Genomic DNA, 15,356 nt, shown 5'->3' with positions numbered 1-15,356 from the left:
ACGAAAGGAGGTCCATTCGACTATGAACCGTTTGCAAGAGAAGTATAAAAGCGACATCGTGAAAGCGATGATGGATAAATTCAACTATGACTCGGTCATGCAAGTACCGAAAGTCGAAAAGATTGTCATCAACATGGGTGTAGGTGACGCTGTTTCGAACTCGAAAGCACTTGATATGGCAGTTGAAGAATTAACAATTCTTTCAGGTCAAAAACCACTCGTAACGAAAGCGAAGAAATCAATCGCTGGTTTCAAACTTCGTGAAGGTATGCCAATCGGTGCGAAGGTTACACTTCGTGGCGAGCGCATGTACGATTTCCTCGACAAATTGGTAACTGTTTCACTTCCACGTGTACGTGACTTCCGCGGTGTATCGAAGAAAGCATTCGACGGACGCGGTAACTACACGCTTGGCGTGAAAGAGCAACTTATTTTCCCTGAGATCGATTACGATAAAGTATCTAAAGTACGCGGTATGGACATCGTTGTTGTTACAACAGCAAACACAGACGAAGAAGCACGTGAATTGCTCACACTTCTCGGTATGCCATTCCAAAAATAATCTAGAGGGAGGTCGACAACATGGCTAAAAAGTCAATGGTGAATCGCGAACTTAAACGCGAGAAACTCGTTGCCCAGTACGCTGAAAAGCGTGCGAAGTTGAAAGCTGAAGGCGATTATATCGGACTCAGCAAATTGCCACGTAACTCGTCACCTGTACGCTTGCACAACCGTTGCAGCATCACAGGTCGTCCGCATGGTTACATGGGTAAATTCGGGATCAGCCGTATCAAGTTCCGTGATCTTGCATACAAAGGTCAAATCCCTGGTGTTAAAAAAGCAAGCTGGTAATCCACTAACAGTGTGAAAGGAGGTACATCGCATGGTAATGACAGACCCTATTGCAGATATGCTTACACGTATCCGTAACGCTAACATGGTTCGCCATGAAAAAATGGAGCTTCCAGCTTCGAACATTAAACGTGAGATCGCTGAAATCCTTAAGCGTGAAGGTTTCATTCGCGATGTTGAATATATCGAGGACGCTAAACAAGGTACACTTCGTCTTTTCCTTAAATATGGAGCAAGCAACGAACGTGTAATCACTGGTCTCAAACGTATTTCGAAACCAGGTCTTCGCGTATACGCAAAAGCTGATGAAGTACCTAAAGTACTCGGAGGACTCGGAATCGCAGTTCTTTCGACATCTAAAGGTCTTATGACTGATAAAGAAGCTCGCCAACAACAAGTCGGCGGCGAAGTGATCGCCTACATCTGGTAAGTCACTTTTCTAACAAGAACGGAGGTGTAATCAATGTCACGTATTGGTAAAAAACCAGTTACGATTCCTGCTGGCGTTACTGTAACAGTTGCTAATGACAACACGGTCACAGTAAAAGGTGCTAAAGGTGAACTTTCGCTTTCAGCTAACCCGGCATTGGAAATCAAAGTTGAAGAGAACGAATTGACGGTTGTTCGTCCAGACGAATCGAAAGAAAGCCGCACAATTCACGGTACGACACGTGCCCTTATTGCCAACATGGTACAAGGTGTGTCGAACGGATTCCAAAAAACACTTGAGATCTCGGGGGTTGGTTACCGTGCTACGAAGCAAGGTAACAAACTCGTCCTCAACCTCGGCTACTCGCACCCAATCGAGTACGTTGCTGAGGAAGGTATCGAAATCGAAGTTCCTTCAAACACGCAAATCATCGTAAAAGGGATTAACAAAGAGCGCGTCGGTCACGTTGCTGCTCAAATCCGCTCGTACCGTGCTCCAGAACCTTACAAAGGTAAAGGTGTTCGTTACTCTGATGAACGTATTCGCCGTAAAGAAGGTAAGACTGGTAAGTAATTCGTCACGAAATGAACGGAAAGGAGTGGCATAAATGATCACAAAGGCAGATAAAAATGCAGTTCGTAAAAAACGTCATGCTCGCGTACGTCGTACGATCACGGGGACAGCAGCTCGTCCACGTTTGAACGTATTCCGCTCGAGCAAGCACATTTACGTTCAACTTATCGATGACGCGGCACAAACAACGCTTGTGTCTGCATCTTCGAAAGATAAAGCTCTCGATCTTACAAATGGCGGTAACGTTGAAGCAGCGAAAGCTGTTGGTAAACTTGCTGCAGAACGTGCACTCGAGAAAGGTATCGACACAGTTGTGTTCGACCGTGGTGGATACCTCTATCATGGCCGCGTCAAAGCTGTTGCAGAAGCAGCTCGTGAAGCAGGTCTTAAATTCTAATAAAAAGGAGGGGACACTCGATGCGCCAGTTAGACGTTAACATGGAACAACTTGAAGAACGCGTTGTTACCGTAAACCGCGTCGCGAAAGTCGTAAAAGGTGGCCGCCGCTTCCGTTTTGCTGCTCTCGTAGTCGTAGGTGACAAAAATGGTCACGTCGGTTTCGGTACAGGTAAGGCACAAGAGGTGCCAGAAGCGATTCGCAAGGCTATTGAAGCCGCTAAGAAAAACATGGTACAAGTACCTATGGTTGGTACAACAATTCCACACGAAATCACAGGAGTATTCGGAGCAGGTCGTGTATTCATGAAACCAGCTTCTGAAGGTACTGGGGTTATCGCTGGTGGTCCAGTTCGTGCGGTGCTCGAACTTGCAGGTGTAGGTGACATCCTTTCGAAATCGTTAGGTTCAAACACACCGATCAACATCGTCCGTGCGACGGTACAGGGCTTGACTGAGCTCAAAAAAGCAGAGGAAGTTGCTAAACTACGTGGTAAAAGCGTAGAAGAACTTCTTAACTAAGGGAGGGAACTAGACATGGCGAAACTCGCAATCACCCTCACACGCAGCACAATTGGTCGTCCGGAAGGTCAGCGTGTTACTGTACGTACACTCGGTCTTCGCAAAATGCATCAAACGGTCGTTGTCCCAGACAACGTCGCGATGCGCGGTATGATCAACAAAGTGTCGCACCTTGTGACTGTAAAAGAAATCAACGAATAATAAAGATTTTAATAAATAAGGAGGTGCCACTATGAAACTCCATGAATTGAAGCCAACTCCAGGTTCACGTCACGAACGTAACCGTGTCGGTCGCGGTATGGCGACTGGTAACGGTAAAACTTCTGGTCGTGGACACAAAGGTCAAAAAGCTCGTTCGGGCGGTGGCGTTCGTCCAGGATTTGAAGGTGGACAAAACCCACTTTACCGTCGTCTTCCAAAACGCGGTTTCAACAACCCAACTCGTAAAGAGTACGCGGTTGTTTCCCTAGACACGCTTAACCGTTTCGAAGCAGGTACTGAAGTTACTCCAGAACTCTTAATCGAGACTGGTGTTGTCAGCTCTGCTAAAGACGGAATCAAGGTCCTTGCTAACGGCAAGCTTGAAACTAAATTGACTGTAAAAGCCAACAAGTTCTCGGGTGCAGCGAAAGAAGCAATCGAAGCAGCTGGCGGTACAGTTGAGGTGATCTGATGTTTCAGACGATCTCCAATATGTGGCGCGTGAAAGATATTCGACAGCGTATTCTCTTCACACTCGCAATCATCATCATTTTCCGCATCGGGGCTCATATCCCGGTGCCGATGGTGAATACGGATGTGTTGCGTTTTGACTCAGGAGGTCTTCTTGACTTCTTGAACTTGTTTGGAGGAAATGCTTTACAGAACTTCTCCTTGTTCGCAATGGGGATCATGCCGTACATTACGGCATCGATCGTTGTGCAACTTTTACAAATGGACGTCGTTCCAAAGTTTGCCGAATGGGCTAAACAAGGAGAGGCGGGCCGTAAAAAGTTAGCGACGGTCACGCGCTATGGGACGATCATCTTAGGCTTTGTCCAAGCGACTTCATTGTCGTTTGGATTTAACCGCCTCTACCCAGGTCTCGTAGATGAGACGTGGGGAACGGCAACTTACTTTGTGATCGCGATTGTACTCACTGCGGGTACAGCGTTCTTGATGTTCCTTGGTGAAATGACAACGGAGAAAGGTGTTGGGAATGGTATTTCCATCATTATCTTCGCCGGTATCGTCGCCGGGTTCCCAAGAATCTTCACGCAGATTTATGAAACAAAACTCCAAAACGCTGGAGATGCATTGTTCATTAATATCGTTTACTTGGTTGTATTGGCACTTGTTATTTTGGCTGTGACGGTTGGGATCATTTATGTTCAACAAGCGGCACGCAAAATTCCAATCCAATATGCAAAACGCACGGCGAACCGTACCCCAGTGGGCGGTCAGTCAACGCACTTGCCAATCAAACTAAACGCAGCAGGTGTTATCCCGGTTATCTTCGCGATTTCCTTCATGGTAACACCACCAACTGTTGCAAGCTTCATTGCTTCGCCGGAGACAACGCAAAAATTACAGACGTACTTTGACACGACGGCGCCAATCGGAATGTCGATTTACGTTGCGTTAATCATTGCGTTTGCCTACTTCTATACATTTATTCAGGTCAACCCTGAGCAAATGGCAGAAAACCTGCAGAAGCAAGGTGGTTATATTCCTGGGATTCGTCCTGGGGCGCAAACAGAACAGTACATCACGAAGTTGCTGTATCGATTGACTTTCTTCGGAGCGATCTTCTTATCGCTCGTGGCGATCATGCCGACAATCTTCATTAAGCTTGCCGGTCTTCCAACTTCCGTTCAAATCGGAGGAACGAGCTTATTGATCGTCATCGGGGTAGCCCTCGAAACGATGAAACAAATCGAAAGTCAACTTGTAAAACGACACTATAAAGGCTTTATCCGTTAAAGCGGAAGGAAGGGTTGACCCTTCCTTCCTGTCGTGTTTACAAGCCCTTCGTGAAAATCAAAACTGGAGGCTAACCGAGATGAATCTAGTACTCATGGGCTTACCGGGTGCTGGGAAAGGGACTCAAGCGGCTAAAATCGTAGAAGAGTACCAAATCCCTCACATTTCGACAGGCGACATGTTTCGTGCGGCAATCAAAGGCGGAACGCCACTCGGTAAAGAAGCCAAGTCATTCATGGATAAAGGCGAACTCGTACCGGACGAGGTAACAATCGGAATCGTACGTGAACGTCTTAGCCAAGATGACACAGAAAAAGGTTTCTTACTCGATGGATTCCCGCGTACTGTTGCTCAAGCAGAGGCACTCGAAAGTTTGCTTAAAGATTTGGGGAAACAGATTGACCACGTCGTCAACATCGATGTGGATGCGGAAATTCTCGTTCCACGCTTGACAGGTCGTTGGATCTGCCCAACGTGTGGTGCGACATATCACGTGATCTTCAACCCACCAAAAGTGGAAGGCATCTGTGATGTGGATGGGTCGGCGCTCATGCAACGTGAAGACGATAAAGAGGAAACGGTTCGCCGTCGCCTTGACGTCAACATCGAGCAATCGAAACCACTCATTGACTTTTACGCTGAAAAAGGGTATCTTCGTACATTGGATGGAGATCGTCCAATCGATGTCGTATATGCCGATGTCAAAGCATTACTCGGTGATACTGAATGATCATCACGAAGACGCCTCGTGAAATTGCGATTATGCGTGAGGCTGGGCAAATTGTTGCTCGAACGCACCAGGTGCTCAAACAGCACATTAAACCAGGAATCACGACGCTTGAGCTCGACCGGATTGCGGAAGATTACATTCGCAGCCAAGGTGCGACGCCATCGTTCAAAGGCTATAACGGTTTTACCGGTAGTGTTTGCGCTTCGGTGAACGAAGAGCTTGTTCATGGCATTCCAGGAAAACGGGTATTGAAAGATGGAGATATTATCTCAATCGACATCGGTGCCTACTATAATGGATACCATGGAGATTCCGCTTGGACTTATCCAGTGGGAACAATCTCAGAAGAGACACAGCGGCTACTTGACGTAACCGAAGAAAGTCTGTATAAAGGATTGGAGCACGCCAAGGCTGGAGGGCGATTGACAGATATTTCGCATGCGATTCAAGCATATGTTGAATCACATGACTTTTCTGTCGTCCGCGAATACGTCGGTCATGGTGTTGGACAAAATTTGCATGAAGAACCGCAAATTCCACACTATGGTCCACCGGGGAAAGGGCCGCGCCTGAAGACTGGGATGACGTTAGCCATTGAACCAATGGTTAATGCTGGTCAACGCTATGTTCGAACACTGGCTGATAACTGGACAGTTGTCACCGTGGACGGTAGCATGTGCGCCCACTTTGAGCACACCATCGCCATCACAGACGATGGATACGAGATTTTAACGAAACTCGATTCCGGTGAATGAGGCTCTATTGTTTCATACTGATCCGTTCTGGATCCTTCTCTCACAGTAGATGGCAATAGATCGTCTGTGCTCCTAAAGATTTTCATATAGAAAGGGGAATAAATGATGGCGAAACAAGATGTCATTGAAGTGGAAGGCACTGTTGTCGAACCACTTCCGAACGCAATGTTTAAAGTGGAGTTAGAAAACGGCCACACGGTGCTCGCGCACGTCTCAGGGAAAATTCGGATGCACTACATTCGGATCCTTCCAGGTGACCGCGTAACTGTTGAGTTGTCTCCATACGACTTGACTCGCGGGCGGATTACGTACCGTTATAAGTAACTCCGATTTTTCCAGGAGGAGGGTATACTCATGAAAGTAAGACCGTCGGTAAAACCGATTTGCGAAAAATGTAAAGTTATTCGCCGTAAGGGTAAAGTAATGGTAATTTGCGAAAACCCGAAACACAAACAAAAACAAGGTTAATTTCAGAGGAGGTGCACACATGGCACGTATTGCTGGTGTAGATATTCCACGCGAAAAACGTATCGTTATTTCGCTCACATACATCTATGGTATTGGTAAAACAAAAGCACAAGAAATTTTGAAGGCTGCTAACGTATCTGAAGAGACACGCACACGCGACCTTACTGAAGATGAACTCAACCGTATCCGTGAAGCAATTGACGGAATCAAAGTTGAAGGTGACCTTCGTCGTGAAGTTTCACTTAACATCAAACGTTTGATCGAGATCGGCGCATACCGCGGTATCCGTCATCGCCGTAGTCTCCCTGTTCGCGGTCAAAACACGAAGAACAACTCGCGTACTCGTAAAGGCCCACGCCGTACAGTAGCGAACAAGAAGAAGTAAAGGAGGGAATTGAACAATGGCGAAACGTAAGCAAAACGTACGTTCTAAACGTAAAGTTAAAAAACATGTTGAAGTCGGTGTGGTACACATCCGTTCTACATTCAACAACACAATTATCACAATCACTGATACGCAAGGTAATGCGATCTCATGGGCTACTTCTGGTAACCTTGGATTTAAAGGATCACGTAAATCGACTCCGTTCGCAGCGCAAATGGCTGCTGAAACTGCAGCGAAAGTTGCAATGGACAACGGTATGCGTACAGTAGAAGTTAACGTTAAAGGTCCTGGTGCTGGACGTGAAGCGGCTATCCGTGCGCTCCAAGCTACTGGTCTCGAAGTTACTGCAATCCGTGACGTAACTCCAGTTCCGCACAACGGTTGCCGCCCTCCAAAACGTCGCCGCGTATAATCGCTTGAGCGTGTGAGGGGTTTACCTAGCACGACAGCTTATACTTTAGCAGCTCAAACTGCACGGCAGGATATACTCAAGGAGGGGTTCAGATGATCGAGATTGAAAAACCAAAGATCGAAACGGTCGAAATCAGCGAGGACGCTACGTTTGGTAAATTCGTAGTAGAACCGCTTGAACGTGGATATGGCACTACTCTCGGTAACTCACTACGTCGAATTCTATTGTCATCGCTCCCAGGTGCAGCGGTAACAGCGGTTCAAATCGATGGCGTGCTTCACGAGTTCTCTACGATTGACGGTGTTGTCGAAGACGTCACTCAAATCGTACTCAACCTCAAGAAGTTGGCACTTAAAGTGTACTCGGAAGAAGAGAAAACGCTTGAGATTAACGTTTCAAGTGCCGGTGCTGTCACTGCGGCAGACATTACCCATGATAGCGACGTTGAAATCTTGAATCCTGAGCTCCACATCGCGACTCTCGCTGACAATGCGACGCTTCGCATGCGTTTGACTGCTCGCCGTGGTCGTGGTTACGTCCAGGCAGAAGATAACAAACGTGATGATATGCCGATTGGGGTCATTCCAATCGATTCGATCTATACACCGATTCAACGCGTGAACTACGAAGTAGATAAAACACGTGTCGGTCAAGACGCTAGCTTTGATAAGCTTTTGTTAGACGTGTGGACAGATGGTTCAATTCGTCCGGAAGAAGCTGTATCATTAGGGGCTAAAATTTTGACTGAACACTTGAACATCTTCGTTGGTTTGACAGATGAGGCTCTCAACGCAGAAATTATGGTCGAGAAAGAAGAAGACCAAAAAGAAAAAGTACTCGAAATGACGATTGAAGAACTCGATCTCTCAGTTCGTTCGTACAACTGCTTGAAGCGCGCTGGCATCAACACTGTTCAAGAACTCGCAAACAAATCAGAGGAAGAGATGATGAAAGTTCGTAACCTCGGACGTAAATCACTCGAAGAAGTTCAACACAAGTTGGACGAACTCGGTTTGGGCTTGCGTAAAGAAGACTAAGTTCAACCGAAGGAGGGAAATGTAATGGCTTATTCGAAACTTGGCCGTACAAGCTCGCAACGCAAGGCGCTTTTGCGTGATCTTGCAACTGACCTAATCATCAACGAGCGCATTCAAACAACTGAACAAAAAGCGAAAGAACTTCGCCCAGTCGTTGAAAAATTGATCACTCTTGGGAAACGTGGCGATCTTCATGCCCGTCGTCAAGTAGCTTCATTCGTTCGCAAGGAGAACGCTGGAGAAAAAGACGCAATCCAAAAATTGTTCGAAGACGTGGCACCACGCTACGCTGAACGTCAAGGTGGATACACGCGCATCATGAAAGTCGGCCCACGCCGCGGTGATGGTGCAGAAGTTGTAATCATCGAACTCGTCTAATTCATTAGGCAGTCAACAGGGCATGCGGTGACGTATTGCCCTGTTTCCACATCAGAAAGGAGTCGACCTATGGAATCACAAATTATGGTACGGGATGTTGTATTTCATTACCCTGGACAGTCTGAGCCGGCGCTTAACAGCCTATCGCTCGATGTATATAAAGGGGAATGGCTTGCGATTGTCGGCCATAATGGTTCTGGCAAGTCGACACTGACGAAGTTGTGGAACGGACTTCTCATTCCTGAACAGGGGGAAGTTCGCGTCGAGACACTCGATCCGTCGAACGCCGCAGACGTGTGGGACGTTCGAACGCGGATCGGGGTCGTCTTTCAAAATCCCGACAATCAATTTGTCGGGGCGACCGTGCGCGATGATGTGGCATTTTCTCTCGAAAACATGGGACTTCCACGTCAAGAAATGGTTCGTCGAATTGATGACAGTCTAGCGCGCGTTGGATTATCGGAACTAGCGGACCGTGAACCGCATCAGTTATCCGGTGGACAAAAGCAGCGCGTTGCGATAGCTGCGGCTCTCGCAATGCGCCCGCGTGTCCTCGTGCTCGATGAAGCGACCTCCATGCTCGACCCGATTGGGCGACAAGAGGTATTACAAACGGTACGACAGCTCGTCTCGGAAGGGATGACCGTTGTCGCCATTACACACGAGCTCGACGAAGTGTTGTTTGCTGACCGTATCATTGCATTGTCGAAAGGCAAGATTGCGATGACCGGCACACCTGAAGACGTGTTTCAACATCCAGATACGCTTCGTGACATTCAACTAGATGTCCCGTTTATCGTTCGGATGCAACTCGAACTGAAGGCACGTGGCATTCCACTCGATCGTCTGATGCTACAACATTCGGAGTTGGTGAACCATCTATGCCGATACGCATTGAAGAAGTAACATATCAATACCAAATGAATACTCCGTTTGAACGAACCGCGCTGCGCGATGTGAATGTAACCATTCCGTCGGGAGCGCTTGTTGCGTTTCTTGGGCATACTGGCTCAGGGAAATCGACACTCGTTCAACATATGAACGGCTTATTGCGCCCGACTGACGGACGTGTGGTGGTCGATGATATTACTGTCACCCCGATTCGGACGCGTCGTGACAAGAAACAGAATCTTTTACCGCTTCGGCGTCGCGTTGGGCTCGTCTTTCAATATCCAGAGCACCAATTGTTTGAAGAGACGGTCGAACGCGACGTCATGTTCGGTCCGCGCAACTTTGGCGCGACAGATGCCGAAGCGAAAGAGCGAGCCCACGAGGCCCTTCGTCTCGTCGGCTTGGATGAAACGTTATGGGACCGTTCGCCGTTTGATCTTTCAGGAGGGCAGATGCGCCGTGTCGCGATTGCAGGTGTTTTAGCGAGCCGGCCTGATGTGCTCATTGTCGATGAACCGACAGCGGGTCTCGACCCAATTGGGAGACGAGACATGCTCGCCTTATTCAAACGTTTACGAGAAGAGTTGAACCTTACGTTGATCCTTGTCTCGCATGACATGGATGATGTACTCGCCTATGCGGAGCGCGTCATCGTGATGGAGCGTGGTCAGGTGGCGTTTGATGGGGACCCGTTTGAATTGTTCCAAGACGAGGTACTGGTGCGACGTCTCCAGCTCGACATCCCGCACGTCTTACGATTCGCTCGTGACATGGCACCGGTTCTTGGAGAAACGTCCATTCCGCTCGTACGAACCGAGAGCGAGCTGGCGGATTGGGTGGCGGAACGGCTGAAAGGGGGAGCGACATGATTATCGGTCAATATATACCTGGACATTCGTGGCTTCATTCCCTTGATGCGCGTGCCAAGACGCTCTTCATTTTAGGATTCATCCCGGTTGTTTTTTTAGCTGACAACTTATGGACGAATTTGTTTTTACTCGCGTTCACGTTGTTTGCGGTCAAACTGTCACAGTTATCGTGGCGCTATTTATGGAACGGTCTTCGTATGATCTTATTTTTGATCGTCTTCACGTTGATCTTACAACTGTTATTCAATCGAGACGGGACACTTCTATTCGAATTAGGACCGATTGCGATTTATTCGGAAGGAATTCGAATGGGGCTGATTGTCTCGCTTCGCTTCTTTTATCTCGTCATGTTGACGACACTCGTGACGTTAACGACGACACCGATGGAATTGACCGATTCGATTGAAGCGGGGCTACGGCCATTCGAACGGATTCGTGTGCCGGCCCATGAAATTGCGTTGATGCTTTCCATTTCACTCCGTTTCCTACCGACGCTTGCGGATGAGACGGACCGGATTATGAAAGCTCAGCAGGCGCGTGGGGTCGATTTGATGAGTGGACCTTGGAAATCCCGTCTAAAAGGGGTTATCCCTCTTTTGATTCCATTGTTCATTTCTGCGTTTAAGCGTGCTGAGGACCTCGCTACGGCTATGGAAGCCCGTGGTTACCGAGGAGGAGAAGGGCGGACGAGGTTGCGTGAAATGGAGTGGCAAATGCGTGACACAGCCGTATTACTCATCTTTATCGCGTTGACGCTCATTTTGTTTGGATTGAGAGGGATTGGATGAGACGAATTAAACTGATTGTCGCCTATGATGGGACACATTATGCGGGATATCAAGTGCAGCCGAATGGCAATACCATTCAAGCGGAGATTGAATCTGTCTTGGCACGTATGCATCGTCATCCGGTGAAAATCGTCGCCTCAGGTCGTACAGACGCTCGCGTCCATGCGTTAGGACAGGTGATTCACTTTGACACGTCGTTAGAGATGCCTGCTGAGCGCTTCGTCAAAGCGTTAAACGCCATGCTACCAGACGATATCCTCGTTAAACAGGCGGAAGAAATAGACGATACGTTCCACGCACGTTACGGTGCGAAGCGAAAAGAGTATCGCTACCATATCCGTCAGACCGAGGATCCGTTTCGTCGGCACTATGCTGCGACCGTGACGTATAAGCTGAGCCTTGAGGCGATGCGTCAAGCGATGGAGCGGTTGATTGGGACCCACGACTTTACGTCGTTCTCTGTGACAAAGGCAGAAGTCGAAGATCGGGTCCGTACTATCTATGAAGCAGAAGTGCTCGAAATGGGAGACGAGATCATATTCCGTTTCGTTGGATCAGGTTTTCTATACAACCAAGTCCGTATCATGGTAGGGACGGTCATCGAGGTAGGGAGAGGCAAGTATCAGCCCGCAGATATCACACAAATGCTAGAGGCGAAGGACCGCCGTGTAGCGGGGATTACCGCCCCCCCACACGGTTTGTATTTGTGGAATGTGAATTATGAAAAAGTAGATTGACATTCCCCTTATAAAATCGTATTATATTCATTGGCATTTCATTTTCAAATTTAGAGATGAACCACAATCTTAGCCCCGTAAACTAGGATTATGATAAAGCATCAAAAAATTAAGTGAACAGACATTTCTAGGAGGTATTCCACATGCGCACAACATTCATGGCTAAAGCATCTGAAGTAGAACGCAAATGGCTCCTTATCGACGCAGAAGGCAAAACACTTGGTCGTTTGACTAGTGAAGTAGCTTCACTTCTTCGCGGTAAGCACAAGCCGACTTTCACACCACACGTTGATTGCGGAGACCACGTCATCATCATCAACGCTGAGAAAATCAAATTGACTGGTAACAAATTGAATGACAAGATCTACTACCGTCATTCAGGTCATCCAGGCGGTTTGAAATCACAAACTGCAAAAGAGCTTCTCGCAAAACGTCCAGAGCGTATGCTTGAACTCGCGATCAAAGGGATGCTTCCAAAAGGATCACTCGGTCGTCAACAATTCAACAAACTCCACGTTTACGCTGGAGCTGAACACAAGCACGAAGCACAAAAACCAGAAGTTTACGAACTTCGCGGTTAATCGAGACACAGGGAGGAACTAAACGATGGCAGATGTACGTTACTACGGAACAGGCCGCCGCAAACACTCGGTGGCTCGCGTTCACCTCGTTGCAGGTGACGGTAAAGTTGTTGTAAATGGCCGCGATATCTCAGAATACTTCGGTCATGAGACTTTGATCATGATGGCTAAATCACCACTCGTATTGACTGAAACAGAAGGTAAATACGATGTAATCGTTAACGTTAACGGTGGTGGATATACTGGACAAGCTGGAGCAATTCGCCACGGCGTATCACGTGCGCTTCTTCAAGCGGACCCAGAATTCCGTCCAAGCCTCAAAGAAAAAGGCTTCTTAACTCGTGACGCTCGTATGAAAGAACGTAAAAAATACGGTCTTAAAGCAGCACGTCGCGCACCACAATTCTCGAAGCGTTAATCTTCGTGATGTGGTTCGAACTCTCCATCCTTTCGGGTGGAGAGTTTTTTGTTTGAAATAGTCGATTCCGAATCCGTCAAGAAAACGCTTTTTTTGATATACTGATATCGAAACAGTTAGAAGGGGGAAGCAATATGCTTACAGTAGAGCAAGTACGCGAGGAATTGGCGGGGCTTGTTGATCCGACGATCAACCGAACGCTTGGAGATACAGCAGGAGTAAAAGACATTCGAATCAAAGAAGACTATGTCAGTGTAAAAGTGGCACTCGGTCAAACTGGGAGCGGGGAACAGCTTCAGTTACAACAAGAAATCGTCACGTTGCTCAAGGGGAAAGGCTTTAAGACGGTCGGGCTTCGCTTTGAGGCATTGAATGATGAAAGTTTGAAAGAGGCGACGAAACCGGCAATCCTCCGTGAAAACTCAGGGACGACCTTTATCGCCATCGCTTCTGGTAAGGGTGGCGTAGGAAAATCGACAGTATCCGTCAACTTGGCTGTCGCGCTTGCGCGAGCGGGTAAAAAGGTCGGGTTGATTGATGCGGATATTTACGGCTTCAGTGTTCCAGATATGCTCGGCATCGAGGAACGACCGGTTGTTCGCGGCGAGAAGATCATTCCAGTCGAGCGTTTTGGCGTGAAAGTCATCTCGATGGGATTCTTCGTGGAAGACAATGCGCCGGTCATCTGGCGTGGACCGATGCTCGGGAAAATGTTAAATAACTTCTTTAATGACGTCGAGTGGGGCGATCTTGACTATCTCTTGCTCGACTTACCGCCGGGAACGGGGGATGTCGCGCTCGATATCCATTCGATGCTCCCATCATGTCAGGAATTGATTGTCACGACACCTCATGCGACAGCAGCATTCGTTGCGGCTCGTGCCGGAGCGATGGCAATCAAAACGAACCACAAACTATTAGGTATCATTGAAAACATGGCTTATTTCGAAAGTAAGCTAACTGGTGAAAAAGAATACGTATTCGGTTACGGTGGTGGAGAAAAGCTTTCAGAAGCATTGAAGAGTAAGCTACTTGCTCAAATCCCGCTCGGCCAACCGTACGACAATGAAGAGGACTTTGCACCTTCTGTCTATCGGGATGGACATCCGTTCGAGCATACGTATGATGAGTTGGCGCAAGCAGTCATTAAACAAATAGAAGGGTGAATCGGTGAGAGATGAAAGTACAAGGTTTTTTACGTTTGTTTTGGACAACGCTCGTATTCGGGACGTTGTTCGGGTTCCTGATGAATTTATTGGCGAACCCGGGTTATTTGGTCAGTCAGTCCTGGGAGGCAATTGTCACGGCGCTTAGTTATTCGAGTACATGGACGGGAATCAGCATGATGGGTTTCTTTGCCTATTTGATTATTCATCGAGTCGGACTCGACTTGTTTAGAGGGCCACGTCTATGGAATCGCGTTCAAGTGTTACTAATCGCTTTTGCGATTTTTGATGCCGTCTACTTACGGATGCTCGCATTCGGTAATGATCACATGTGGCGTTATATCGGTGAGATGCTTGTGTTACTCATTGTCGCTTGGGTCGTTGCTGCGAGTAAGGCGAAACAAACAAATAGGAGTGCTTTCATCCCGACACTTTTCTTAATGACTGTCATTACGTTAATTGAATGGATTCCAGCTCTGCAAACAACGGACGAGATTCCATTGCTCTGGCCGGCACTAGCCACATTGGTGTTTGCGAACGCTTATCAGGTATTAATGCTTCATCGCTTCCAACAGACAGGACAAGCGGTTCAAGTCGATTCACCCGAAGTTAGAAAGAAAAAAATGAAGAAACAGATGTCGTCTAAATCATCGTAAAAAGTAAATGGTTGTGTGGATAATCCGAAGTGTTTCGGGTGATTCGCCAACCATTTTTTATTCATTTCAACAAAACAAAGAAAAATTAAAGTTTTTTTAGAAAAATAGTTGACGGTTTTTTAGGATGCTGATATATTAATAAACGTCGCTGATGTTGTTCACGAAACAAACTTCAGGAAGCGAAAAAAATAATAAAAAGTGGTTGACTTTAATAAGTCAAATCGCTATTATTAAAAAGTCGCTAACACGACAACGATTGGTCTTTGAAAACTGAACGATGAGGCAAAAATAAGTTTTACCATTTTTGAATGAAGCGCAAGCTTCGTCAATTTAAGAGCTATATCAAATTC

At 47.3% G+C, this 15,356-nt stretch carries 25 protein-coding genes; all 25 read left to right on the top strand.

Going from position 1 to position 15,356, the window contains the following annotated elements:
- Positions 1 to 22 precede the first annotated feature (22 nt).
- The 25 genes from rplE (at position 23) to KNO70_RS15000 (ending at position 15,006) form a co-directional block, all read left to right on the top strand.
- A complete protein-coding gene (rplE, locus tag KNO70_RS15120; RefSeq protein ID WP_074035359.1) occupies positions 23 to 562 on the top strand; it encodes a 50S ribosomal protein L5 in 540 nt (179 codons plus the stop codon).
- Positions 563 to 582: 20 nt separating this feature from the next.
- The gene (rpsN, locus tag KNO70_RS15115; protein ID WP_012727664.1) at positions 583 to 852 is read left to right on the top strand and encodes a 30S ribosomal protein S14; all 270 of its coding nucleotides are present in this window, start codon (positions 583 to 585) and stop codon (positions 850 to 852) included.
- A 31-nt stretch (positions 853 to 883) separates the two neighbouring features.
- Entirely contained in the window at positions 884 to 1,282 is a 399-nt protein-coding gene (gene rpsH, locus KNO70_RS15110) for a 30S ribosomal protein S8 (RefSeq protein ID WP_012727663.1), read from the top strand.
- A 33-nt stretch (positions 1,283 to 1,315) separates the two neighbouring features.
- Positions 1,316 to 1,855, top strand: coding sequence for a 50S ribosomal protein L6 (gene rplF, locus KNO70_RS15105; RefSeq protein WP_012727662.1), 540 nt, complete (start codon positions 1,316 to 1,318; stop codon positions 1,853 to 1,855).
- A 34-nt stretch (positions 1,856 to 1,889) separates the two neighbouring features.
- Positions 1,890 to 2,252 (top strand): 50S ribosomal protein L18, encoded by a 363-nt coding sequence (rplR, locus tag KNO70_RS15100; protein WP_012727661.1) that lies wholly within the window; start codon positions 1,890 to 1,892, stop codon positions 2,250 to 2,252.
- Between the two features lie 20 nt (positions 2,253 to 2,272).
- Entirely contained in the window at positions 2,273 to 2,773 is a 501-nt protein-coding gene (gene rpsE / locus KNO70_RS15095) for a 30S ribosomal protein S5 (protein ID WP_012727660.1), read from the top strand.
- 15 nt (positions 2,774 to 2,788) lie between these two features.
- A complete protein-coding gene (rpmD, locus tag KNO70_RS15090) occupies positions 2,789 to 2,974 on the top strand; it encodes a 50S ribosomal protein L30 (protein ID WP_012727659.1) in 186 nt (61 codons plus the stop codon).
- 31 nt (positions 2,975 to 3,005) lie between these two features.
- Positions 3,006 to 3,446: a 50S ribosomal protein L15 gene (rplO, locus tag KNO70_RS15085; RefSeq protein ID WP_012727658.1), complete on the top strand. Its 441-nt coding sequence runs from the start codon at positions 3,006 to 3,008 to the stop codon at positions 3,444 to 3,446.
- On the top strand, positions 3,446 to 4,735 hold the full coding sequence (gene secY / locus KNO70_RS15080; protein ID WP_214812809.1) for a preprotein translocase subunit SecY: 1,290 nt from the start codon (positions 3,446 to 3,448) through the stop codon (positions 4,733 to 4,735). Before rplO ends, secY begins: the two co-directional genes overlap by 1 nt.
- Before the next feature lie 79 nt (positions 4,736 to 4,814).
- The gene (locus KNO70_RS15075; protein ID WP_012727656.1) at positions 4,815 to 5,465 is read left to right on the top strand and encodes an adenylate kinase; all 651 of its coding nucleotides are present in this window, start codon (positions 4,815 to 4,817) and stop codon (positions 5,463 to 5,465) included.
- Positions 5,462 to 6,220, top strand: a complete 759-nt coding sequence (map, locus tag KNO70_RS15070; RefSeq protein ID WP_211782057.1) for a type I methionyl aminopeptidase — start codon at positions 5,462 to 5,464, stop codon at positions 6,218 to 6,220. Before KNO70_RS15075 ends, map begins: the two co-directional genes overlap by 4 nt.
- Before the next feature lie 105 nt (positions 6,221 to 6,325).
- A complete protein-coding gene (gene infA / locus KNO70_RS15065; RefSeq protein WP_021066622.1) occupies positions 6,326 to 6,544 on the top strand; it encodes a translation initiation factor IF-1 in 219 nt (72 codons plus the stop codon).
- A gap of 30 nt (positions 6,545 to 6,574) precedes the next feature.
- Complete coding sequence (rpmJ, locus tag KNO70_RS15060) at positions 6,575 to 6,688, top strand: 50S ribosomal protein L36 (protein ID WP_003156543.1); 114 nt, start codon at positions 6,575 to 6,577, stop codon at positions 6,686 to 6,688.
- Between the two features lie 19 nt (positions 6,689 to 6,707).
- A complete protein-coding gene (rpsM, locus tag KNO70_RS15055; RefSeq protein ID WP_012727653.1) occupies positions 6,708 to 7,073 on the top strand; it encodes a 30S ribosomal protein S13 in 366 nt (121 codons plus the stop codon).
- A 16-nt stretch (positions 7,074 to 7,089) separates the two neighbouring features.
- A complete protein-coding gene (rpsK, locus tag KNO70_RS15050) occupies positions 7,090 to 7,485 on the top strand; it encodes a 30S ribosomal protein S11 (protein WP_012727652.1) in 396 nt (131 codons plus the stop codon).
- Positions 7,486 to 7,577: 92 nt separating this feature from the next.
- Positions 7,578 to 8,522, top strand: a complete 945-nt coding sequence (locus tag KNO70_RS15045) for a DNA-directed RNA polymerase subunit alpha (RefSeq protein ID WP_012727651.1) — start codon at positions 7,578 to 7,580, stop codon at positions 8,520 to 8,522.
- A gap of 24 nt (positions 8,523 to 8,546) precedes the next feature.
- Positions 8,547 to 8,900, top strand: coding sequence for a 50S ribosomal protein L17 (gene rplQ / locus KNO70_RS15040; RefSeq protein WP_012727650.1), 354 nt, complete (start codon positions 8,547 to 8,549; stop codon positions 8,898 to 8,900).
- Positions 8,901 to 8,969: 69 nt separating this feature from the next.
- Complete coding sequence (locus tag KNO70_RS15035; protein WP_078147866.1) at positions 8,970 to 9,806, top strand: energy-coupling factor transporter ATPase; 837 nt, start codon at positions 8,970 to 8,972, stop codon at positions 9,804 to 9,806.
- Complete coding sequence (locus tag KNO70_RS15030; protein ID WP_214734756.1) at positions 9,782 to 10,660, top strand: energy-coupling factor transporter ATPase; 879 nt, start codon at positions 9,782 to 9,784, stop codon at positions 10,658 to 10,660. The genes KNO70_RS15035 and KNO70_RS15030 overlap by 25 nt, the downstream gene beginning before the upstream one ends.
- The gene (locus KNO70_RS15025) at positions 10,657 to 11,448 is read left to right on the top strand and encodes an energy-coupling factor transporter transmembrane component T family protein (RefSeq protein ID WP_074035364.1); all 792 of its coding nucleotides are present in this window, start codon (positions 10,657 to 10,659) and stop codon (positions 11,446 to 11,448) included. Before KNO70_RS15030 ends, KNO70_RS15025 begins: the two co-directional genes overlap by 4 nt.
- On the top strand, positions 11,445 to 12,185 hold the full coding sequence (truA, locus tag KNO70_RS15020; RefSeq protein WP_078147863.1) for a tRNA pseudouridine(38-40) synthase TruA: 741 nt from the start codon (positions 11,445 to 11,447) through the stop codon (positions 12,183 to 12,185). Before KNO70_RS15025 ends, truA begins: the two co-directional genes overlap by 4 nt.
- Positions 12,186 to 12,328: 143 nt before the next feature.
- Positions 12,329 to 12,766 (top strand): 50S ribosomal protein L13, encoded by a 438-nt coding sequence (gene rplM / locus KNO70_RS15015; protein WP_012727645.1) that lies wholly within the window; start codon positions 12,329 to 12,331, stop codon positions 12,764 to 12,766.
- Positions 12,767 to 12,791: 25 nt separating this feature from the next.
- A complete protein-coding gene (rpsI, locus tag KNO70_RS15010) occupies positions 12,792 to 13,184 on the top strand; it encodes a 30S ribosomal protein S9 (protein WP_012727644.1) in 393 nt (130 codons plus the stop codon).
- Between the two features lie 134 nt (positions 13,185 to 13,318).
- Complete coding sequence (locus KNO70_RS15005; RefSeq protein ID WP_026824853.1) at positions 13,319 to 14,350, top strand: P-loop NTPase; 1,032 nt, start codon at positions 13,319 to 13,321, stop codon at positions 14,348 to 14,350.
- An 11-nt stretch (positions 14,351 to 14,361) separates the two neighbouring features.
- The gene (locus tag KNO70_RS15000) at positions 14,362 to 15,006 is read left to right on the top strand and encodes a KinB-signaling pathway activation protein (protein ID WP_214812808.1); all 645 of its coding nucleotides are present in this window, start codon (positions 14,362 to 14,364) and stop codon (positions 15,004 to 15,006) included.
- The last annotated feature ends 350 nt before the right edge of the window (positions 15,007 to 15,356 follow it).

It is taken from the genome of Exiguobacterium sp. s181 (assembly GCF_018617125.1).
In the GTDB taxonomy this organism is placed as follows: domain Bacteria; phylum Bacillota; class Bacilli; order Exiguobacteriales; family Exiguobacteriaceae; genus Exiguobacterium; species Exiguobacterium profundum.
This window is presented reverse-complemented; position numbering and strand designations above follow the sequence as displayed.